Below are 20691 nucleotides of genomic sequence, written 5' to 3'. Positions count from 1 at the left end.
GCATGCCTGAACTTGTCATGACGAGTTGGCGCCGGCGGATGGTCCTTGCCCTGGTATTCATCAGCACCGGCGCCTCGGGCGGCGTGCGTCCCCTCGACATCCAGACCGAGTTCGTCAAGCCCGCGGAGGCGCCAGCGCTACAACTGGCCGCCAATGCCCCGCCACCCCTGCCGCGCAGGAGCCAGCCGTCACTTTTCGTCTACCCGGCACAGGGGCCTGGCGCCCCTGGAGAGATTCGATGAACACCCAACCGATTGTCGCGGCACCCAAGGAAATCCGCCTGCGCAAGGCTCACAAGCTGCTGGAGATCCTCTGGCAGGACGGTCATCGCAGCTTTCTCAGCTGCCTGGTGCTGCGCAAGTCCTGCGCCTGCTCCAATTGCCAGAAAGCCCAGCAGACCGGCCGGCTCAGCCTGATCGATGCCGAGGTGGGCATCGAGCGCATGGAAGTGTCCGGCGTCAGCGGCCTGCAGTTCCATTTCAGTGACGGCCACTTTCGTGGGCTTTACCCCTGGGGCTACCTGCGCGAACTGGCCGACTGCTACGGCCTCGGCGAGAGCGCCTGATGGACGCCCGCGCCCTGCTGCTCGCGCCACCGCTGGCCACCGCGCGCAAGCTCTATCCCGGCATGGCGATGTGCACGGTGCTGGCGCTGGCCGGCAGCTTTCTGGCCGAGCACTACGGCACGCCGGCGCTCATGCTGGTGCTGCTGCTGGGCTTCGGCTTTGCCAGCCAGGGCGAGGACGCCCGCCTGCAGCCGGGCATCGCCTTCTGTAGTCGCAGGGTGCTGCGCATCGGCGTGGCCCTGCTTGGCGCACGCATCGGCGTGGACCAGATCGAGGCGGTGGGCAGCCTGCCGCTGCTGGTGGTGCTGATCACCGTGCCGCTGGTGATCGGTGCCGCGCTGCTGCTCGGCCGTCTGCTGCGCCTGCCCATGCTGCACGCGCTGGTGGCCGGCTGCTCGGTGGCAATCTGTGGCGTCTCGGCGGCGATCGCCGTGGCGGCGGTGATTCCGGCCGGCAAGCTGGAAGAGCGTCGCCTGCTAACCGTGGTGGTCGGGGTCACCGCCCTGGGCACCCTGGCCATGCTGGTCTACCCGGCGCTGGTCACCGCGCTCGGCTTCAGCGAGGCGCAGCGCGGCATCATCCTCGGCGCCAGCATCCATGACGTAGCCCAGGCCGCCGGGGCTGGCTACATGGTCTCGGACAATGCGGGTGACCTGGCCACGCTGACCAAGCTGCTCCGGGTGCTGCTGCTGGCACCGCTGGTAATGCTGCTGGGCTTTGTGCTGCGCCGCGGCGAAGCCGGGCGCACCGACTTCCCCTGGTTCCTGCTGGGCTTTCTCGCCCTGTTCGGCCTGAACAGCCTGGGCCTGCTTCATGATGGCCTGCGCGAGGTGCTGATCAGCGCCTCCTACGGCTGCCTGCTGGTGACCATGGCCGCTCTCGGCATGCGCACCAGCCTGAAACAACTGATCACCCAGGGCTGGCAGCCGCTGGTGCTGCTGGCCGTGCTCAGCGGCGGGCTGCTGCTCGCCGCCATGGGCCTGGTCACCTTCTTTACCCCCTGAAGCTCTCGCTACCGTTCGGAGAACACACCATGGCAACTGCACTCGGACTCGAAACCGTTCTCAGCGTCCACCACTGGAACGACACCCTGTTCAGCTTCAAGACCACCCGTGACCCGAGCCTGCGCTTCGAGAACGGCCACTTCGTGATGATCGGCCTGGAAGTCGAAAGCCGGCCGCTGATGCGCGCCTACAGCATCGTCAGCGCCAACCACGACGAGCATCTGGAATTTCTCAGCATCAAGGTGCCCAACGGCCCGCTCACCTCGCGCCTGCAGCACCTGAAGGAAGGCGACCAGATCATCGTCAGCCGCAAGCCGGTGGGCACCCTGGTGATGCATGATCTGCGTCCCGGCAAGCACCTCTACCTGTTCGGCACCGGCACCGGCCTCGCGCCCTTCATGAGCGTGATCCGCGATCCGGAAGCCTACGAGCGCTTCGACAAGATCGTGCTGGTGCATTGCGTGCGGGAAGTCAGCGAGCTGGCGTACCACGACTTCCTGCTCAACGAGCTGCCAGAGCACGAGTTTCTCGGCGAGTACATCCAGGAAAAGCTCATCTACTACCCCACCGTGACCCGTGAGCCCTTCCGCAATACCGGACGCATCACCACTCTGGTGGAAAACGGCAAGCTCTGCCAGGACATCGACCTGCCCCAGCTCAACCCGGAAACCGACCGGGTAATGCTCTGCGGCAGCCCGGCGATGCTCGACGACCTGTGCAAGATGCTCGATGGCATGGGCTTCGAGGCCTCGCCGTCCCAGGGAGAACAGGGCGACTACGTGATCGAACGGGCCTTTGTGGAGAAATAGGAGAACAGGCCCGCGCCTCTGGCCTAAACCACTCCGCCGCCCCGTAGGAACGAGCTCGCTCGCGAATGGGCCTGCCGGACCGGCTCCTGCGCCGCGCCTGGCTCCGCGTTCGCGAGCAAGCTCGCTCCTACAACGGCAACGGCAACGGCAGATCCACCTCCGAGCAGAAACCCACCATCCCCGTAGGAGCGAGCTCGCTCGCGAATGGGCCGGCGACTCACCTAGGTTTACACAGCGCAACGGCACCTATCGCTCCAACCTCTGCCCGGCTTTGCGCGCCGTACGTCATTCGTCGAGAAGGTTCATGCCATTCGTCGATTGGCCATGCAATGACCAGGCATTGCCGTATTCTCGGACCATCGGGTGATCACCCACTCGACGTAGGGTCGGACGCCGTAGGCACCGGCCACCTGCCTCCGGCAAGGACTGCTGTCGGGCCGTTCGGCCCAGAAAAAACTGTGTTCCGTCCCGCCGGGACGGTGTTTTTGACCGACGCGACGGGCCCATGCCCGCCTGGATTCGTAATGAAGACTCCTCGCTTCCTACAGGGACGCCGCAGCCTCGTGCTGTCCCTGTTCCTGCTTCTTCTCTCGTCAACCCTGGCGGCCTGGCACTTCTGGCCAAGCACACCGTCCACACCGCCCGCCAGCGGCTCGATGGCTGCCATGCTGGTGGAGTTGAAGAGTTCCAGCGAGCCCTGGAGCAACAACCGAGCCGACCTGTCGCGCCTGCTGGGCGACCTTCGGGACGACCGCATCGCCTCCGCCGCGGTGAGCGACCGGGGCGTCTATGTCACCACGACCGATGACCAGCGCTACTGGCTCGCCGACCAGAAAGGCCGGGTCGCCGACCTGCTGCTCGACCAGTACGGCAACAGCGGCGCGCAGTTTCCAGTCAGCCTGTTCGACACCGACGGCGAGAAGCCCTGGTATCGGGGCTTGCTGCCCTACTTCGCTCTGGCCTCGCTGCTGGTCGCCGTGCTCTGCATCGTCCTCTTGCGCACCCATCCGTTCCGGGCCCACCGCAAGGGCACCGACATTCGCTTCGATGACGTGGTTGGCGCACGCGAGGCCAAGCAGGCGCTACGCGATGTCAGTGCCTATCTGAAGGATCCCTCGGCGTACGCCGCCCTTGGCGCCCGCCCGCCCAAGGGCGTGCTGCTGACCGGCGAGCCCGGTACCGGCAAGACCCAACTGGCCAAGGCCCTGGCCAGCGAGGCCAACGCCAGCTTCATCCAGGTCACTGGCAGCGACTTCTCGTCGATGTACTTTGGTGTCGGCATTCAGAAGGTCAAATCGCTGTTCCGCCAGGCGCGCAAGCAATCGCCGTGCATCATCTTCATCGACGAGATCGACGGTATCGGCAAACGCGCCGAGCAAACCCGCTCCAGCGACGCCGAGAGCAACCGCATCATCAACCAGTTCCTCGCTGAGATGGACGGCTTCGACGGTGTCAGCGGCATATTGGTGCTCGGCGCCACCAACTTCCCCAATTCGCTTGACCCGGCGCTGGTGCGCGAAGGCCGTTTCGACCGAACCATTGCCGTCGGCCTGCCCAGCCTGGAGGATCGCGAGGCGCTGTTCCGCCTCTATGCCGGCAAGATCCGCCTCGGCGACTCCCCCGACTTCGCCGCCCTGGCGCGCAACAGCGTCGGCTTGTCACCGGCCGCCATCGCGTCCATCGTCAACCAGGCGGCACTGCTGGCCGCCCGCGCCGGCGCTGCGAGCGTCGAGATGCAGCATTTCGTCGATGCCATCGAGACCTGCCGTATCGGTGAAAAACCCTCCGGCGTCTCACCACTCTCGGAAGTGGACCGCAAGCGCATCGCCGTACACGAGGCCGGTCACGCGCTCGTGGCTGCGGCGCTGCAAGTCGGCCGGGTGGAAAAAGTCACCATTCTTCCCCGTGGCCAGGCCCTCGGCGTCACCCTGGTGACCCCGGTCGAGGACAAGCGCCTGCACATGTATTCGGAGCTGCGCAATCGCATCCAGATGCTGCTGGCCGGACGCGGTGCCGAGCAGCTGTACTTCCACGAAGTCTCCTCCGGGGCCGGTCAGGATCTGCAGGAAGCGTCCAAAATCGCCTTGTCGATGGTCGGCGCGCTGGGCATGGGCCCCAAGGGTTCGCTGTTGAGCCTGCAGGCCGTGCGCGAGGCACACCTGGAGAGCGACCCGCGCGAAGCGCTGGAAGCCGCCGACCAGCTGTTGCAACAACTCAACCAGGACTGCATGGCCCTGCTGCAACGCCTCAAGCCGGCGCTGGATCACATCACCGAGCGTCTGTTGGAAGCGGAAACCGTGCCGGGCGAGGAGGTCGTGGCGGCCATCGCCGACCTCCCCGCCGATCGCGCCCATGGCGTCTGCCCGCTGCACGCACCTGCGATCCATGGTCTCGAGCGAGTCGCGACAAGCAGCTACGAAGACGCGACCGATGCACTCTTCGAGCTCGTCGCCGGTGATCTGGAAGAAGAGGAGCCGGAAGGGCCCGGGATGGCCTGACCTAGCCTGACCGACCCCAGAATGCCGGCGCAATGCCGGCATTTTCTTGCCTGTTGCCCGCGCTTGCCTTCGTCAATGGAAGCCTACACAGCTCAGAAAGACATGGGGATGTCGCCGCTGTGAACAAACCGCAGGCAAAAAAAAGGCGTGAGCAGAGCTCACGCCTTTTTCTAGATTCCTTTTCTTCCCGAGGAGCATCGTCCTGATGAATCACGTCCTGTGATGTCCCCTCCACTGGCTTTTCCCTGCCAGCCGTGCCAATCCCTTGAACACAGGGCTATAGTAATTAACGCCGGCCTCGCAGGAACTGGATTATTGCTTAATTATTTGTAAGCCTTTTCCTACACCTTGCCTGAGCCTCCTTTGTTCGCCTGGGCCTCCTTGCGTAGCAGCTTGTTTGGCATCAGCGTATCCGGATCGGAATAGTCAGTCACTCGCGCCGCCCGATCGCGTTCGGCGACGCGAAGATCCAGATATACCCCCGCGCCCACCGTTCCTATTGTCACCAGAGCGCAAAGGAGCATTTGCAACGCATTCATGTTCAAGCACCTGTACCGTGGCTGGAGCGAGCGAGATGGCGTCTGCAGTAAAAACTTTCAAGTCGGCGCTGGAAATTTCTTGAAACATTCAGCCGGCACGCCAGAGCCTCGGTATCGACGCCCGCGCATGCGGTAACGCCAGAACAAGGCCCGCCATCGGCGCTCGATCTTCTTCTCGAGGATGGACTGTTGGCGCCGTTATCCCCCTAGAGCCAGCAGCGTCAACCCATGGATCACCAGCCCCACCATTCCGCCCACCAGGGTACCGTTGACGCGAATGTATTGGAGATCCTTGCCGATATTGGCCTCGATCTGCTCGACCAGCTCCCCGGTGTTCCAGCCTTCGACACGCGCGGCGATGTAGCGCCCGATATCGGCCCGGTAGCGCTCGATCAAGGGCGGCGCTGCCGCCAGTAGTTGGTCGTTGAGCCAGTTGCGCATGGCCTCGTCGCGCTTCAGCGCCGCGCCAAGCGTACCGGCGACTTCGGCGATGCGGCGGCCGATGGATGAGTCCGGCCTGGCCAGATCCGCCTGCAACCAGTCGACCAGATCGTCCCAGAGGCCGCCCAGATAACCGGTCAGCGCCGGGTCCTTGAGCAGTTGATCTCGCAGCTCCTGCCCCTTGCGCTGGAACTCCGGGTCAGCCTTGAGCTGCTCGATGAAGCGCGCCAGGTAATCATCGAAACGACGGCGCAGAGGATGCTCGGGGTCGTGGCTGACCTCGCCCAGCACCTCCGACAGGCGTTGCACCAGCCGCTCGGTGGACCAGTCACCGGCCATCTCGCCAAGCTTGCGGATGCGCAGCAGCTTGCCCAGCTCCTCGGCGAGGATCGCCGCGATGCGCTGCTGCATCTGCTCGCTGCGCAGGGTGCGGTCGAACAGACGGAGCAGTTCGTCCAGTACCTGCTGGTGTCGCTTGTCGGCGGTGAGCAGGCCGAGCACCTGACCGGTGAGCGGGGCGAGGTCTATCTGCGCCAGACGCTTTTTCGCACTGCGCTCGATGAAGGCCGCGGCCCGCTCGTCGCGCAGAGCGCCGACGAGGTGCGCAGAAACCGCCACTGCCTGCCGTCCCACCCGCTCGGCATGTTCGGGCCGGGCCAGCCAGACGGCCAGCCGCCCCGCGGCATCGAATTCACGGATCTTTTCCAGTACCTGCGCGGTGGTGAGAAAGTGAGTGCAGATGAACTCGGCGAGGTTGTCACCGATGCGCTTCTTGTTGCGCGGGATGATGGCTGTGTGCGGAATGGGCAGCCCCAAGGGATGGCGGAACAGCGCGGTGACGGCGAACCAGTCGGCTATCGCGCCGATCATCGCCGCCTCGGCGAAGGCCACCAGCCAGCTCCATCCGGGATGGTGGATCTCGACCAGCGCCGTACCCACCACGTAGAGCGCGGCCGCCAGCAGCAGCAAGCCGAGGGCGATGGCCTTCATCCGACCCAGCGGCGTGGCGAGATTCAACATGGGTGGCACAGTCCTGGGCGAGGGGTGAAAGCTCGAAGTGACATCGACTGCATATCCGTAACGGGGGTCTGCTTACTCTTCCGCTGAGCGGGCCCTTTGCCGGTCCGTTGGTTCCTTGCCCGCCCATCAATCTGCGGGCGCGCCGGGGACCTGAAGGCGCTCGCCGTGGCGGAGGAAAACTGTCGCTACGAGTTCTTTATCCTGGGGGGAGCCGGCCCGCGATGCCCCTCAATCCAGGACGATCAGGCGGTTCGGCAGCTCGTTGCGCTCGTGGGTCGCGGGCACCGCATGCTTCAGCTGCGCCCCGCAGGTCTCGATGCAGTCGAGAAACCCCTGCAAGGTCTTGCCGGCGCGGACCTGCTCGGTAAAGCGCGCCACCGCCCCTTCCCATACGGCGTTGTCGACACGCGAGGAAATGCCCCGGTCGACCAGGATCTCCACATAGCGCTCGGCCTCGGAGACGAAGATCAGCATCCCGGTCGCTTTCTCGGTATGGTGCAGGTTCTGCTCGATGAACTGGCGTCGTGCCAAGTTGCAGGCCCGGCCATGGCGCACGTTGCGGGGAATCAACCGGGGAGCGACCTGAGGCAGGCGAAACAGCACCGCAAGCACCACGAACAGCGCCCACTGCACCAGCAGCAGTTGGTGGTGCGCCAGCCAGCCGGGGAGGTAGTTGATTGCCCCCGGCACCACCAGCGCGATCAACGCCGCCCACAGCAGGGGTATGTACTTGTAGTCGTCCGCCTGGCCGGCCAGCACCGTCACCACTTCGGCGTCGGTATCGACTTCGATGCGGTCGATTGCCTCGGATACCTGACGTTGTTCGCTTTCGCTCAGTAAGCTCATGCCCAATCCATCATCGCGTTACCATCCACCCGAGGCACCGCCGCCGCCGAAGCCGCCGCCTCCTCCCCCGAATCCACCACCGCCGAAACCACCGCCGCCCATGCCGCGTCCCATGCCGCCCAGCATGGCGCCCATCAGCGCCGCGCGACCCACGCCGCCGCGTCGACCGCCACCTCGACCGCCAAAGCTGAGAAAGGACAACACGATCATCACCAGCAGCAGCAACGCCGGCCAGGCGGCAGGCTGCTCGCCACGCATCGGCATGACCGGCTGCATGCCGGGGCCGGCCAGGGGCTCGCCGCCAAGAACCTGGATCATGGCCTCTGTCGCCTCGACGATGCCGCGCTCGAATTCGCCCTGCTGAAAGGCCGGCACGATGATGCGGTTGATGATGACAGAAGCCTGGGCATCGGTCAGACGCCCCTCGAGACCGTAGCCCACCTCGATGCGTACCCGGCGATCATCGCGTGCGACGATCAGCAAGGCGCCATTGTCCTCGCCCTCCTGCCCAATACCCCACTCGCGACCAAGGGCAATACCGAACTCCTCGATGCTGCCGCCCTGCAGATCCGGGACAGTGACCACCACCAGTTGCTCGCCTGTCGCCCCCTCGTGCGCAGCCAGCATCTGCGTCAGCCGCGCCTCGGTGGGCGGCTCGAGCAACTCGGCACTGTCCACCACCCGGCCGGTCAGCGCTGGCAACTGCTGGGCGGAAGCCAGCAGTGGCCAGAGCAGCAGGGCCAGGGCGAATGCTATGACCGGCTTCATCAGAACTGCACTTGCGGGGCCTGGTCGGCATTTTCCGCCGTGGCCTCGAAGTTTTCCCGCAGCGGCATGTCGCTGTACATCAGGCGATGCCAGATGCGACCGGGAAAGGTCCGGATCTCGATGTTGTAGCGCTCCACCGCCTGGATGAAGTCGCGCCGGGCCACTGCCAGGCGATTCTCGGTGCCTTCAAGCTGCGACTGCAAGGCCAGGAAGTTCTGGTTGGAGCGCAGCTCCGGGTAGCGTTCGGACACCGCCATCAGCCGGCTCAATGCGCCGGTCAACTGGTTCTGCGCCTGCTGGAAACGCTCCAGCTGCGCCGGGTCGTCGAGGGTGCCGGCGTCCACCTGGATCGAGGTGGCCCGCGAGCGCGCCTCGATCACCGAGGTCAGCACTTCCTGCTCCTGCGCGGCGAAGCCCTTGACCGTCTCCACCAGATTGGGGACGAGGTCGGCGCGACGCTGATACTGGTTTTCCACCTGCGACCAGGCGGCCTTGACCTGCTCGTCATAGCGCGGAATGTTGTTGATTCCGCAACCGCTGAGCAGGGTGGAGAATAAAAACAGGATGGCCAGCCGCCAGCCGAGTCGGGAGGGTTGAATATGCATGGGCCACTCGCAGTACTGGATCGTTGTGCATAGGAATGGAAGAGGCCGGCCAGAGTTCACCGCGGATTCCCGCAGGGTCGGGATAGGCTCATTAGAATGCCGGCAGGCCGGCCAGGGCATTCCCGTGAATCAACCCATGGACCGCGATCGGATCAGCGGATCGGTCCGCCCATGCCAGAAGATCCGAGCACTCCTGACGCGAGCTTGCCAGCGGCGCCTCGAGCAGCAGCGAATCCGCGCAAGTCGAAGCTGGCCCGCCTCTCGCGATTAACGGCGGCTCCAGGGCCGCCCCAACGATCATTTGGCTATGGCGTCGCGCAATGCCTTGCCCGGCTTGAAGGCAACGGTATTGCTGGCCCCGATGGTGACCGGCTCGCCGGTTTGCGGGTTCTTGCCGGCCCGGGCGCCGCGGTGACGCTGCAGGAAGGTGCCAAATCCGACAAGGGTGACACTGTCCTTGCGGCCCATGGCCTGGATGATCTGATCGAGGATCGAATCCAGTACCAGATTCGCCTGATCCTTGGGGAGGTCCGCCTTGGCGGCGATGGCTGCGACGAGTTCCGATTTGCGCATGGTTAGCCTCTTGCTTGTTTGTTGTTATTTTGCCCGGCTCAACGGCCGGAAACTGCTCTGGACAGCAGTTCAAGGAGCATGGCACGGCGCCGAGAAACTCGCCAGCTTTGCCAGCCGGCACTCGCCTAACGTCGTAGCAGCGCCATGCTAGACTCAGCGGCCATGTCCTGAATATGCGCCCTGCCATGCCTGATTCCCCCGTCTGGCTGACCGCCGATCAACTCCACTCCAGTCTCGACGCGACGCTGCTCGACTGGCTGTTCGACGAAGGCTCGCTGACTCGCCGGCTCACCGCCCACGCCAGCGGCGCTTTCAGCATCCAGACCCTCTCCGAAGGCTGGCAGCCGCTGCGCGCTGAGGAGTGCGAGCGCCTGGACGTACCCGCCGCCAGCGAAGGCTGGGTACGCGAAGTGCTGCTCTGCGGCCATGAGATGCCCTGGGTGTACGCCCGCAGCGTGGCAAGCCGTGAGTCCTTGATGGCGGATGGACTGGATTTGCAGAGCCTTGGCCAGCGCTCGCTGGGCGAGCTCCTGTTCAGTGACCGCGCATTCAGCCGTGGGCCGCTGCGAGCGTGTCGCTACCCCGAAGCCTGGCTGCCGGAAACCGTTCGCCAACCGGGACTCTGGGGCCGGCGCTCATGCTTTTCCCGCGGTCCTTTGCACGTACTGGTAACCGAGGTGTTCCTGCCCTCGCTCTGGGACGCCCCGCAGCACTGACGAACCGGCAGCGCCGCCATTACCCTTAGTTCGGCCAGTTCATGGAGCCTGCCGATGTATCAGACACTGCTGCGATCGACCAACCGCCTGCACCCGCGTGCCTGGGACTTCATCCAGCTGACCCGGCTGGACAAGCCCATCGGCATCCTGCTGCTGCTCTGGCCCACCCTGCTGGCCCTGTGGATCGCTGGCGAGGGCTCGCCCAGCTTGGCCAACGTGGTGATCTTCACCCTCGGGGTGATCCTGATGCGTTCGGCCGGCTGCGTGATCAACGACTTCGCCGACCGCAACTTCGATGGCCATGTCCAGCGCACCCGGACCCGCCCGCTGGCTACTGGCCGGGTGTCGACCCGCGAAGCCTGGGTGCTGTTCGCCGTGCTGGTGGGACTCAGCTTCGGCCTGGTACTGCTGACCAACCTGCCCACCATCCTGCTCTCGTTCGGCGCGGTGGCGATCGCCGCCCTCTACCCCTTCATGAAACGCTACACCTATTACCCCCAGGTGGTGCTGGGCGCGGCATTCTCCTGGGGCATGCCCATGGCGTTCACCGCCGAAACCGGCAAGGTGCCAGCCGCCGCCTGGCTGCTGCTGCTGTTCAACCTCGTCTGGACCGTGGCCTACGACACCTACTACGCCATGGCCGACCGCGAGGACGACCTGAAGATCGGCGTCAGGTCCACCGCCGTGCTGTTCGGCGATGCCGACCGCACCATCATCGCCCTGTTGCAGGGTCTGGCCCTGCTCTGCCTGCTGCTGGCCGCGCCGCGCTTCGAGCTTGGCCTGCTCTTCATGCTGGGATTGGCGATGGCGGCGGCCTGCTTCGTCTGGCAGTTCCTCACCACCGCGTCACGGGAACCGGCGCTGTGCTTCCGCGCCTTCCTGCACAACCACTGGGCAGGGCTGGCGATTTTCCTGGGCGTGATACTCGATTACGCCTTCGCCTGAGCCGGCTCGCCAGTGCCCCTGCGAGCCTGTAACCTGCCGCCCTTTGCGTCCCGGAGCCCACCATGTCCCTGCCCAGCCTGCGCCTCAAAGCCAACGCCGACCGCCGCCTGCGCGCCGGCCACCTGTGGGTCTACAGCAACGAGGTGGACGTCTCCGCCACGCCCTTGACCGGCTTTCAGGCCGGCGACCAGGCGGTCCTCGAAGCCGCCGGTGGCAAGCCGCTGGGCATCGTCGGGCTGTCGCCGAACAACCTGATCTGCGCCCGTCTGCTGTCACGCGATCTCAAGCATGCGCTGGACAAGTCGCTGCTGGTGCACCGCATCAAGGTGGCCCTTTCCCTGCGTGAGCAGCTGTTCGAGGCACCCTGCTACCGGCTGGTGTACGGCGATTCGGACTTCCTGCCGGGGCTGGTGGTGGACCGCTTCTTCGACATCCTTGTGGTGCAGCTGGCCTCGCCGACCATGGAACGCCACCGCGACGAAGTGCTCGCCGCGCTGGTGCAGGTGCTCAAGCCCGCCGGCGTACTGTGGAAGAACGACTCCAGCGCCCGCGACGCCGAAGGCCTGCCGCGCTACGTGGAGACCGCCTTTGGCGAGGTGCCCGAGTGGGTGCCGCTGGAAGAAAACGGTGTGAAGTTCGAGGCGCCGGTGCTGCAGGGCCAGAAGACCGGCTGGTTCTACGATCACCGGATGAACCGTGCCCGCCTGGCGCCCTACGTGCAGGGCAAGCGCGTGCTGGACCTGTTCAGCTACATCGGCGGCTGGGGCGTACAGGCCGCGGCCTTCGGTGCCAGCGAGGTGATGTGCGTGGACGCCTCCACCTTCGCCCTGGACGGCGTGGAGCGCAACGCCGCCCTGAACGGCGTGGCCGAACGCATGGCCATGGTGGAAGGTGACGTGTTCGAGGCGATTCGGGAATTGAAGGCCGCCGAAGAACGCTTCGACGTGGTGGTCTGCGATCCGCCGGCGTTCATCAAGCGCAAGAAGGACCTGAAGAATGGTGAAGCCGCCTACCGCCGCCTCAACGAACAGGCCATGCGCCTACTGAACAAGGACGGCATTCTGGTCAGCGCCAGCTGCTCCATGCACCTGCCCGAGGACGACTTGCAGAACATCCTGCTCTCCAGCGCCCGCCACCTGGACCGCAATGTCCAGCTACTGGAGCGCGGCGCCCAGGGCCCGGACCACCCGGTCCATCCGGCGATTCCCGAAACTCGCTACATCAAGAGCCTGACCTGTCGCGTGCTGCCGAGTTGATCCCACGGAAGTCCCCGCCCGCTCTGGCGGAACAACCTTCGTTAGGGTGGGCTTCAGGCCTACCGAAGGTGCAAATCCGAGCGAAGGGCGGCTGGGGCTTCAAAGATCCCGCTTGCCCTTGTCTTGAGGAAGATCTCGCCGGTCGCCCCGGGGTCGGCGGATGTTGATCAGGCTGATCGCTGCCAGCGCGAGCATCAGCCCGGCCAGGTTGAAATTGCCCAGGGCCAGATAGGCCAGGGCGGCAATACTGCAGGCAATCAGCCCGATCCAGCGAATGTAGACCATCAACTTCTCCTCATGCAGGCGCGCAAAACCACGCCTCGATAGTCCCAGGCTAACACCCTCATCCGACACCTCGCCTGTGCGAGAAGCAGCCGATGGCGTATCCTTTCAGGCTTTCTTCCTGCCTTTCCGGGAACGTCGCCATGCCTGATTACCGCTCGAAAACCTCCACCCACGGCCGCAACATGGCCGGCGCCCGCGCCCTGTGGCGCGCCACAGGGATGAAGGACGACGACTTCAAGAAGCCGATCATCGCCATCGCCAACTCCTTCACCCAGTTCGTGCCCGGCCACGTGCACCTGAAGGACCTCGGCCAGCTGGTCGCCCGCGAGATCGAGAAGGCCGGCGGCGTGGCCAAGGAATTCAACACCATCGCGGTCGACGACGGCATCGCCATGGGCCACGACGGCATGCTCTATTCGCTGCCTTCGCGCGAGATCATCGCCGACTCGGTCGAGTACATGGTCAACGCCCACTGTGCTGACGCCATCGTCTGCATCAGTAACTGCGACAAGATCACCCCCGGTATGCTGATGGCCGCCCTGCGCCTGAATATCCCGGTGGTGTTCGTCTCCGGCGGCCCGATGGAAGCCGGCAAGACCAAGCTGGCCAGCCACGGCCTGGACCTGGTCGACGCCATGGTCATCGCCGCCGACGAATCGGCCAGCGACGAGAAGGTCGCGGAGTACGAGCGCAGCGCATGCCCCACCTGCGGCAGCTGCTCGGGCATGTTCACCGCCAATTCGATGAACTGCCTGACCGAAGCCCTGGGCCTGTCGTTGCCAGGCAACGGTTCCACCCTCGCCACCCACGCCGATCGCGAGCAGCTGTTCCTGCGCGCCGGCCGGCTGGTCGTCGAACTCTGCCAGCGCTACTACGGGGAGAACGACGAATCCGTGCTGCCGCGCTCCATCGCCAGCTTCAAGGCGTTCGAGAACGCCATGACTCTGGACATCGCCATGGGCGGCTCCACCAACACCATCCTGCACCTGCTGGCTGCGGCCCAGGAAGGCGAGGTGGCCTTCGACCTGCGCGACATCGACCGCCTGTCGCGCAAGGTGCCGCAGCTGTGCAAGGTGGCGCCGAACATCCAGAAGTACCACATGGAAGACGTGCACCGCGCCGGCGGGATCTTCTCGATCCTCGGCGAGCTCGCCCGTGGCGGCCTGCTGCATACCGACGTGCCCACCGTGCATTCGCGGACCCTGGCCGAAGGCATCGTCCAGTGGGACATCACCCAGACTACTGACGAAGCCGTGCACGACTTCTTCAAGGCCGGCCCGGCCGGGATCCCCAGCCAGGTGGCCTTCAGCCAGAACACCCGCTGGCCGAGCCTGGACGACGACCGCGCCGAGGGCTGTATCCGCAGCGTCGAGCACGCCTATTCCCAGGAAGGTGGCCTCGCCGTGCTCTACGGCAACATCGCCCAGGACGGTTGCGTGGTGAAGACCGCCGGTGTCGATGAGTCGATTCTTGTCTTCGAGGGCCGCGCCAAGGTGTTCGAAAGCCAGGACAGCGCGGTGAAGGGCATCCTCAACGATGAGGTCCAGGCCGGCGATATCGTCATCATCCGCTACGAAGGCCCCAAGGGCGGTCCGGGCATGCAAGAGATGCTCTACCCGACCAGCTACCTGAAGTCCAAGGGTCTGGGCAAGCAATGCGCGCTGCTCACCGACGGCCGCTTCTCCGGCGGCACCTCGGGCCTGTCCATCGGCCACGCCTCGCCGGAAGCGGCGGCAGGTGGCGCCATCGGCCTGGTCGAGAACGGCGACCGCATCCTCATCGACATCCCCAACCGCAGCATCAACCTGCTGCTGGACGAGCACGAACTGCACGCCCGTCGCCTGCACCAGGACCAGAAGGGCTGGAAACCGGCCCAGCCGCGGGCACGCAAGGTGACCACCGCGCTCAAGGCCTATGCCCTGCTCGCCACCAGCGCCGACAAGGGCGCGGTGCGCAACAAGGCGCTGCTGGACGACTGATCCAGCCCGTCGGGCGGGACAGCCGGCGACGCTCAACCGAGCATCGCCGGATTGCCCCGCCACAGCGTCCAGGTCAGCACACAGGCAAAGCCGACCCAGGCGAGATAGGGCAGGAGCAGCACCCCTGCCAGCCGGCGCACCCGCCAGAAGGCCAGAGTCGTGGCGACTATCAGCGCGGCGAGCAGCAGCGCGTCGGCAAACGCCAGCGCGCCCAGCCGCCAGGCGAAGAACAGCCAGGTCCACAGAGCGTTGACCGCCAGTTGCACGATAAACAGCCCCAGCGCCAACCTGCGGCCCGCCACTGCCTGCTCCCGCCAGACCAGCCAGGCTGCCACCCCCATCAGCAGATAGAGCAGTGACCAGACCGGTCCGAAGGCGGCTGCCGGCGGTGTCCAGGCGGGACGTTGCAGCTGCGCGTAGAGGGCACCGGCGTCGGCCGACGCGATCGCGCCGACGCCCGCTGCGAGAAAGGTCAGCGCCAGCCAGGCGGCGAGCCCCAGCGCCTGACGGAATTTCGGGCCTATGTCCATGGTTACCCTCGGGTGCGGTAGATGAACGATTGGACCTGCCCAGCCGCCCGCGGGTCCAATGGCGGTCCCGGATCAGGTGTCACGAGGCCCCATGAATACTCCCCTTACCCTTGGCGTGATCGCTGATACCCATGGCCTGGTGCGTCCCGAGGCGCTGGCAATCCTCCGTGGCTGCGACCACTTGATCCATGCCGGTGACGTCGGCAAGCCGGAGGTTCTCGGCACCCTGGGGTCGCTCGCCCCGCTCTCGGCAATACGAGGCAACGTCGATATCAAGCCGTGGGCGGCCGGGCTGCCCGAACGACTCGACCTCGAACTGGACGGATTGCGCCTGCTGCTGTTGCACGACCTGAATGACCTGAGCCTCGACCCGGCAGCGACGGGCTTCGAGGTGGTGGTCAGCGGACATTCGCACAAGCCGGCCAGTGACTGGCGGGACGGGGTGCTCTATCTGAATCCGGGCAGCATCGGCCCGCGGCGCTTCAGGCTGCCGATAAGTCTGGCACTGCTGCGGGTCTACCCGGACCAGCTTGAGGTGGAACAGCTTGAACTCGAGGACGGCATCTGGACGCGCCATGCCCAGTTGCGGCAACCCAGGTCGCTAACGGATAAATGCGAAACGGATCAGCCCAAAGGGCGATTGTGATAGCGCGGCAATCGCGGCACGACCGCAACAAGTCGCTGCGGAAAACGCTCAACTTGAACCCGCACCAGGAGCTCGGCGTCACCAGGGTCTGGCTCGACTCCTGATGCGCTCTACGACGCCAGGGCGACAGGGCGCAACCGGCTACGGCTCTATGCCGCGCTGGAGGCCCGTTCCCAGACCTCACAGGAATAGGCCGGACGCCCATCCCGGGCGGCATGCTCGTGCCGCGTCGCGAGGCTCCACTGGCGCTCGTCCCACTCGGGGAAATACACATCACCGTGCGGGCGCAACGCCACCCGGGTCAGGTAGAGCCGGTCGGCCTGGTCGAGGGTCTCGGCGAACAGCTGCGCGCCGCCGATCACCATCACCTCCGCCGCGCCCTGTTCCCGCGCCCATCGTTCGGCACGGCGCCGCGCCGCGCCCAGATCGCTGAACACCTCAGCGCCATCCAGACGCAGCTCCGGCTGGCGGCTGACCACCAGATTCAGCCGCCCCGGCAGCGGCCGGCCCAGCGAGTCCCAGGTCTTGCGGCCCATGATCACTGGCTTGCCGAGGGTGACAGATTTGAAATACTGCAGCTCGGCCGGCAGGTGCCAGGGCATGCGGTTGTCGGCCCCAATCACCGCGTTTTCGGCCACGGCGACGATCAGGGCGAGGGAAACAGGTGTCGTAGTCATGCTGGCGAGAATATCAGAGAAACAGGCCCGTCAAGGAGCACCCTGCCCGATGCGCTGGATCCTCACTGTCCTGCTGTTGCTTTGCCTGCAGCCCACCGTCGGCGCTGCGGACGCCATCGAGACGGCGATCGCCTGGGCCGAGCGGGAAGTCGGCCCAGACCGCGCCCGGCCAGCCGGCGGACCACTGGTGATAGCCCACCGCGGCGCCAGCGGCGATGCGCCGGAGCACACCCTGGAGGCCTACGCCCTGGCGGTGCTGCAGGGCGCCGACCACCTGGAGGTCGACTTGGTGAGCAGCGCGGACGGGGTGCTGATCGCCCGTCATGAAAACGAACTGGGGTTGACCACCGACGTCGCCGAGCGCCCGGAATTTGCCGAGCGCAGGAAGCGGCGCCTGGTGGATCGCCAGTATCGCCGGGGCTGGTTCAGCGAAGACTTCACGCTGGCCGAAATCCGTCAGCTGCAGGCGAAGGAGCGGATGCCCACGCTGCGCCCGGCCAACAGCCGCGTCGAAGGCCGGGTGGCGACCCTTGAGGAAATCATCAGGCTCACAAAACGGCTGGAGGCACGCGAGGGCCGCCCCATCGGGCTGTATCTCGAGACCAAGCACGCACGGCATTTCGCCCGTCGCGGATTGCCGCTGGAAGCGCCACTGGCGGAGTTGCTGGCGGCCCATGGCTACACCAGCGCCGAGGCCCCGGTGTTTCTGCAGTCGTTCGAGCGCAGCAGCCTGGAGCGCTTGCGCGATCTGACCCCGCTACGCCGGGTGCAGCTGATCGGCCGACGCTACCCTGCCGATCAACCACTGCTGGCCCGCCAGAGCTTCCGGCGCATGGCCAGCGCACGGGGCCTGGCCGAGGTGGCCAGCTACGCCCACGCAGTGGGCCCGGAAAAAGGCTACGTGATTCCCCGTGATCGGGACGGCAGGCTGACCCAGCCCAGCGACTTCGTTGGCCACGCGCGGGCCGCCGGTCTTCAGGTTCATCCCTACACTTTTCGCGCGGAGAACCGCTTTCTGCCCACCGGATTGCGCCTCGGCCCCCACGATCACCAACGGGGCGACCTGAAAGCCGAGCTGTCTGCCTTCCTTGCCGCCGGGGTCGACGGCCTGATCATCGATCACCCTGCCATCGCGGTCCGCCTGCTGCAGCAGTCCAGCGTGAGGACGCTCGGCACCGCCGAGGCGCCAGCCTTGTTATCCTTTTCCTCCGACCGCCACCGAGACATTGAGTGACCGCACAACCTGAGACCCCTCTGGACCGGCTCTGGCTGGTCGAAACCATCCGCCTGCGCGAAGACCATGCCGGCCTGCTCGACGATGCCGAGGCCAATCGCCAGGCGCGTGCCGCCGGCGGCACCCTGAGCGAGCAGATCGAGCGCCGCGCGCTGTTTCTGGCACAGCGCGACGGCCAGCTCGAGGCCTGGCGGCACTGGCACCAGGGCGCGCGGCTGGCGGGCCTGCTATTGGTACTGCTGGCGCTGCTCAGTGGCGCCGGCCTGGCCTTCGCGGCGCTAGGTGACGGCCAGCGCCCCGTCAATGTGTTCTGGGCACTCGGCAGCCTGCTCGGACTGCACCTGCTGACCTTGCTGGGCTGGTTTCTGGGTTTTTTCGCGCTGGGCGATCACGGCGGCGCGCTCGGCCGCCTGTGGCTCTGGCTCAGCGAGAAGTTCGCCCGGGACGCACGTGCCGTGCATCTGGCCCCGGCACTGCTGATGCTGCTGCAACAGCGCCGACTCAGCCGCTGGCTGCTGGGCGCTGGCATCCACGGGCTCTGGTTGCTGGCCATGGGCAGTGCCCTGCTGACCCTGCTGGCGCTGTTGGCCACGCGCCGTTACGGATTCGTCTGGGAAACCACCATTCTCGGCGAGAACGCCTTTGTCGCCCTGACCCAGACGCTGGGTGCGCTGCCGTCCCTGCTCGGCTTCGCCCAGCCTGGCGCCGAGCAGATCCGTGCCAGCGGCGTGCTTGGCGAGGAACTCGAGGGCGCCCGCCAGGCCTGGGCCGGCTGGCTGGTGGGGGTGACCCTGGTCTATGGCGTAGTGCCGCGCCTGCTGCTCGCCGCCGTCTGTGTCTGGCGCTGGCGGCGCGGGCGGTCGGCGCTGCGCCTGGATCCCGAACTGCCGAGCTATCGCCTGCTGCGCGAGCGCCTGCAGCCGCCCAGCGAGCGCCTCGGGATCAAGGATCCCGCCCCGTCGAGCCTGCCGCACAGCAGCGCCGGCAGCCTTCCTGAAGCGCTCGGCAACGCCCTTCTGGTTGCCATCGAACTGGACGACACCCAGGCCTGGCCGCCGACACTGCCGGCCGACGTCACCGATGCCGGGATTCTCGACGATCGCCATCAGCGGCGCCGGCTGCTCGAACAGCTCACCCGCCACCCGCCCAGCCGCCTGCTGATCGCCTGCGACCCGCGGCGCTCGCCGGACCGCGGCACCCTGGCACTGATTGGCGAATTGTCGCGCTGCGCACGAGCGACCCGGGTCTGGCTCCTGCCGCCACCGCCGGGCAATACCCTCGACCCGGCTCGACTGGCCGACTGGCATGAAGCACTCGAGCGCAGCGGCCTGGCCCCCGCCGGGCCTGCTCCCTTGCAATGGCTGGAGCATGGCGATGATTAGACTCGCGGTCGTGGGCCATACCAACGTCGGCAAGACCTCCCTGCTGCGCACCCTGACCCGCGACATCGGTTTCGGTGAGGTGTCCCATCGCCCCAGCACCACCCGCCACGTCGAAGGCGCTCGCCTGCAGGTGGATGGCCAGGCGCTGCTCGAGCTATACGACACCCCCGGGCTGGAAGATGCCAGCGCCCTGCTCGACCACCTCGACCAACTGCAGCGGGCAGCCGAACGGCTCGACGGCCCGGCGCGCATCGAACGCTTTCTCGACGGCAGCGAAGCTCGCCAGCGTTTCGATCAGGAAGCCAAGGTACTGCGTCAGCTGCTCGCCTCCGACGCCGGCCTCTACATCATCGACGCCCGCGAGCCGGTGCTGGGCAAGTACCGGGACGAACTGGAGGCACTGGCCATGTGCGGCCGGCCGCTGCTGCCGGTGCTCAACTTCGTCGCCAACCCTGCTACCCGCGAGACTGACTGGCGCGAGGCCCTGGCGCGCATCGGCCTGCATGCACTGGTGCGCTTCGACAGCGTAGCGCCTCCCCAGGATGGCGAGCGGCGCCTGTACGAAAGCCTGGCCTTGCTGCTCGAGCGTAGCCGCGGCGATCTCGAACGGCTGATCGCCGACCACGAGGCGCAGGCAAGTGCCCGGCATGAAGCAGGTGCGCGCCTGATCGCCGAGCTGCTGGTGGATGTGGCTGCCTGCCGACGCAGCGTGGCCACCGCGCAACCGCTCGAACAGGGCGCGGTCAACGAACTGCATGAGACTGTTCGTCAGCGCGAACAGGCCTGCGTGGAGGCGCTGCTGCGTCTGTTCGTCTTTCGCCCGGAAGACGCGGCAGCCACCGACCTGCCCCTGCTGGACGGCCGCTGGGGCGATGATTTGTTCAACGGTGAAACCCTCAGGCAGCTTGGCGTGCGGGTCGGCGGCGGCATGGCGGCTGGCGCGGCGGCGGGCGCCGGGGTCGACCTGATGGTTGGCGGCATCACCCTCGGCGCCGCCGCCCTGCTCGGCGCCCTCGCCGGTGGCGGTGCGCAGACCGCCCGCCATTACGGCAACCGCCTGCTCGGCAAGCTCAAGGGTCAGCGCGAGCTGAGCGTGGACGACGCGGTGCTGCGCCTGCTCGCCCTGCGCCAGCGCCAGTTGCTCGCAGCCCTGGCGATCCGCGGTCATGCTGCACAGCAGGCGATCCGCCTGAAAACACCACAGGACGACACTTGGCGCAAGGGCAAGCTACCCGAGCCGCTGAACCGCGCCCGCGCCCACCCCGAATGGTCGTCACTGAACCCAGGGGCCCGGCTCGAGCAGACCGAGCGACGCGAACAGGTCACCATGCTGGCAAGGCAACTGGCCCGCACCGATGAAAGCTGATCGGTGC

Annotated in this window: 21 protein-coding genes and 1 pseudogene; 13 read left to right on the top strand and 9 right to left on the bottom strand. The window is 66.3% G+C overall.

What is annotated here, in order from left to right:
- Nucleotides 1-2 precede the first annotated feature (2 nt).
- From ACFOMF_RS07240 to ACFOMF_RS07220, 5 genes are all read left to right on the top strand, one after another.
- A complete protein-coding gene (locus ACFOMF_RS07240) occupies nucleotides 3-242 on the top strand; it encodes a hypothetical protein (protein ID WP_386362948.1) in 240 nt (79 codons plus the stop codon).
- Nucleotides 239-565: a gamma-butyrobetaine hydroxylase-like domain-containing protein gene (locus tag ACFOMF_RS07235; protein WP_386362946.1), complete on the top strand. Its 327-nt coding sequence runs from the start codon at nucleotides 239-241 to the stop codon at nucleotides 563-565. The genes ACFOMF_RS07240 and ACFOMF_RS07235 overlap by 4 nt, the downstream gene beginning before the upstream one ends.
- A complete protein-coding gene (locus tag ACFOMF_RS07230; RefSeq protein WP_386362943.1) occupies nucleotides 565-1569 on the top strand; it encodes a YeiH family protein in 1005 nt (334 codons plus the stop codon). The genes ACFOMF_RS07235 and ACFOMF_RS07230 overlap by 1 nt, the downstream gene beginning before the upstream one ends.
- Before the next feature lie 29 nt (nucleotides 1570-1598).
- Nucleotides 1599-2378 (top strand): ferredoxin--NADP reductase, encoded by a 780-nt coding sequence (locus ACFOMF_RS07225; protein WP_386362941.1) that lies wholly within the window; start codon nucleotides 1599-1601, stop codon nucleotides 2376-2378.
- Between the two features lie 524 nt (nucleotides 2379-2902).
- The gene (locus tag ACFOMF_RS07220) at nucleotides 2903-4876 is read left to right on the top strand and encodes an AAA family ATPase (RefSeq protein WP_386362938.1); all 1974 of its coding nucleotides are present in this window, start codon (nucleotides 2903-2905) and stop codon (nucleotides 4874-4876) included.
- 341 nt (nucleotides 4877-5217) lie between these two features.
- On the opposite strand, the gene ACFOMF_RS07215 is transcribed toward ACFOMF_RS07220, so the two are convergent.
- From ACFOMF_RS07215 to ACFOMF_RS07190, 6 genes are all read right to left on the bottom strand, one after another.
- Nucleotides 5218-5415, bottom strand: coding sequence for a hypothetical protein (locus tag ACFOMF_RS07215; RefSeq protein ID WP_386362935.1), 198 nt, complete (start codon nucleotides 5413-5415; stop codon nucleotides 5218-5220).
- 198 nt (nucleotides 5416-5613) lie between these two features.
- Nucleotides 5614-6876, bottom strand: coding sequence for a DUF445 domain-containing protein (locus tag ACFOMF_RS07210; protein ID WP_386362932.1), 1263 nt, complete (start codon nucleotides 6874-6876; stop codon nucleotides 5614-5616).
- A 228-nt stretch (nucleotides 6877-7104) separates the two neighbouring features.
- Nucleotides 7105-7722, bottom strand: coding sequence for a TPM domain-containing protein (locus tag ACFOMF_RS07205; RefSeq protein ID WP_386362929.1), 618 nt, complete (start codon nucleotides 7720-7722; stop codon nucleotides 7105-7107).
- Between the two features lie 18 nt (nucleotides 7723-7740).
- Nucleotides 7741-8490, bottom strand: coding sequence for a TPM domain-containing protein (locus ACFOMF_RS07200; protein ID WP_386362927.1), 750 nt, complete (start codon nucleotides 8488-8490; stop codon nucleotides 7741-7743).
- Nucleotides 8490-9095, bottom strand: a complete 606-nt coding sequence (locus ACFOMF_RS07195) for a LemA family protein (RefSeq protein ID WP_386362924.1) — start codon at nucleotides 9093-9095, stop codon at nucleotides 8490-8492. The genes ACFOMF_RS07200 and ACFOMF_RS07195 overlap by 1 nt, the downstream gene beginning before the upstream one ends.
- A gap of 297 nt (nucleotides 9096-9392) precedes the next feature.
- Complete coding sequence (locus ACFOMF_RS07190) at nucleotides 9393-9668, bottom strand: HU family DNA-binding protein (protein WP_386362922.1); 276 nt, start codon at nucleotides 9666-9668, stop codon at nucleotides 9393-9395.
- 185 nt (nucleotides 9669-9853) lie between these two features.
- Here ACFOMF_RS07190 and ACFOMF_RS07185 point away from each other — a divergent pair, with 185 nt between their 5' ends.
- From ACFOMF_RS07185 to ACFOMF_RS07175, 3 genes are all read left to right on the top strand, one after another.
- Nucleotides 9854-10384, top strand: coding sequence for a chorismate--pyruvate lyase family protein (locus tag ACFOMF_RS07185; RefSeq protein WP_386362919.1), 531 nt, complete (start codon nucleotides 9854-9856; stop codon nucleotides 10382-10384).
- Nucleotides 10385-10438: 54 nt separating this feature from the next.
- Nucleotides 10439-11329: a 4-hydroxybenzoate octaprenyltransferase gene (ubiA, locus tag ACFOMF_RS07180; protein WP_386362916.1), complete on the top strand. Its 891-nt coding sequence runs from the start codon at nucleotides 10439-10441 to the stop codon at nucleotides 11327-11329.
- Between the two features lie 62 nt (nucleotides 11330-11391).
- Nucleotides 11392-12585 carry a class I SAM-dependent rRNA methyltransferase gene (locus tag ACFOMF_RS07175; RefSeq protein WP_386362913.1) on the top strand — a complete coding sequence of 398 codons (1194 nt, stop codon included), beginning with the start codon at nucleotides 11392-11394 and terminating at the stop codon, nucleotides 12583-12585.
- A 99-nt stretch (nucleotides 12586-12684) separates the two neighbouring features.
- Here ACFOMF_RS07175 and ACFOMF_RS07170 read toward each other — a convergent pair whose 3' ends face one another.
- Complete coding sequence (locus tag ACFOMF_RS07170) at nucleotides 12685-12870, bottom strand: hypothetical protein (protein ID WP_386362911.1); 186 nt, start codon at nucleotides 12868-12870, stop codon at nucleotides 12685-12687.
- 140 nt (nucleotides 12871-13010) lie between these two features.
- On the opposite strand from ACFOMF_RS07170, the gene ilvD reads away from it, so the two are divergent.
- Nucleotides 13011-14849 (top strand): dihydroxy-acid dehydratase, encoded by a 1839-nt coding sequence (gene ilvD, locus ACFOMF_RS07165; RefSeq protein ID WP_386362908.1) that lies wholly within the window; start codon nucleotides 13011-13013, stop codon nucleotides 14847-14849.
- 32 nt (nucleotides 14850-14881) lie between these two features.
- Here ilvD and ACFOMF_RS07160 read toward each other — a convergent pair whose 3' ends face one another.
- A complete protein-coding gene (locus tag ACFOMF_RS07160; protein WP_386362905.1) occupies nucleotides 14882-15379 on the bottom strand; it encodes a TspO/MBR family protein in 498 nt (165 codons plus the stop codon).
- A 91-nt stretch (nucleotides 15380-15470) separates the two neighbouring features.
- Here ACFOMF_RS07160 and ACFOMF_RS07155 point away from each other — a divergent pair.
- Nucleotides 15471-15932 (top strand): annotated as a pseudogene (locus ACFOMF_RS07155) (metallophosphoesterase family protein); the annotation flags it as partial.
- Nucleotides 15933-16174: 242 nt separating this feature from the next.
- Here the strand turns inward: ACFOMF_RS07155 and ACFOMF_RS07150 are convergent.
- A complete protein-coding gene (locus tag ACFOMF_RS07150; protein WP_386362902.1) occupies nucleotides 16175-16702 on the bottom strand; it encodes a dihydrofolate reductase in 528 nt (175 codons plus the stop codon).
- A gap of 49 nt (nucleotides 16703-16751) precedes the next feature.
- On the opposite strand from ACFOMF_RS07150, the gene ACFOMF_RS07145 reads away from it, so the two are divergent.
- Genes ACFOMF_RS07145 through ACFOMF_RS07135 form a run of 3 tightly spaced genes read left to right on the top strand, consistent with a single transcriptional unit; the run spans nucleotide 16752 to nucleotide 20684 of the window.
- A complete protein-coding gene (locus ACFOMF_RS07145; protein ID WP_386362899.1) occupies nucleotides 16752-17936 on the top strand; it encodes a glycerophosphodiester phosphodiesterase family protein in 1185 nt (394 codons plus the stop codon).
- Nucleotides 17933-19318: a DUF2868 domain-containing protein gene (locus ACFOMF_RS07140; RefSeq protein WP_386362896.1), complete on the top strand. Its 1386-nt coding sequence runs from the start codon at nucleotides 17933-17935 to the stop codon at nucleotides 19316-19318. Before ACFOMF_RS07145 ends, ACFOMF_RS07140 begins: the two co-directional genes overlap by 4 nt.
- The gene (locus ACFOMF_RS07135; RefSeq protein WP_386362893.1) at nucleotides 19305-20684 is read left to right on the top strand and encodes a DUF3482 domain-containing protein; all 1380 of its coding nucleotides are present in this window, start codon (nucleotides 19305-19307) and stop codon (nucleotides 20682-20684) included. Before ACFOMF_RS07140 ends, ACFOMF_RS07135 begins: the two co-directional genes overlap by 14 nt.
- The last annotated feature ends 7 nt before the right edge of the window (nucleotides 20685-20691 follow it).

The sequence above is a fragment of the Stutzerimonas tarimensis genome (assembly GCF_042648805.1).
In the GTDB taxonomy this organism is placed as follows: domain Bacteria; phylum Pseudomonadota; class Gammaproteobacteria; order Pseudomonadales; family Pseudomonadaceae; genus Azomonas; species Azomonas tarimensis.
This window is presented reverse-complemented; position numbering and strand designations above follow the sequence as displayed.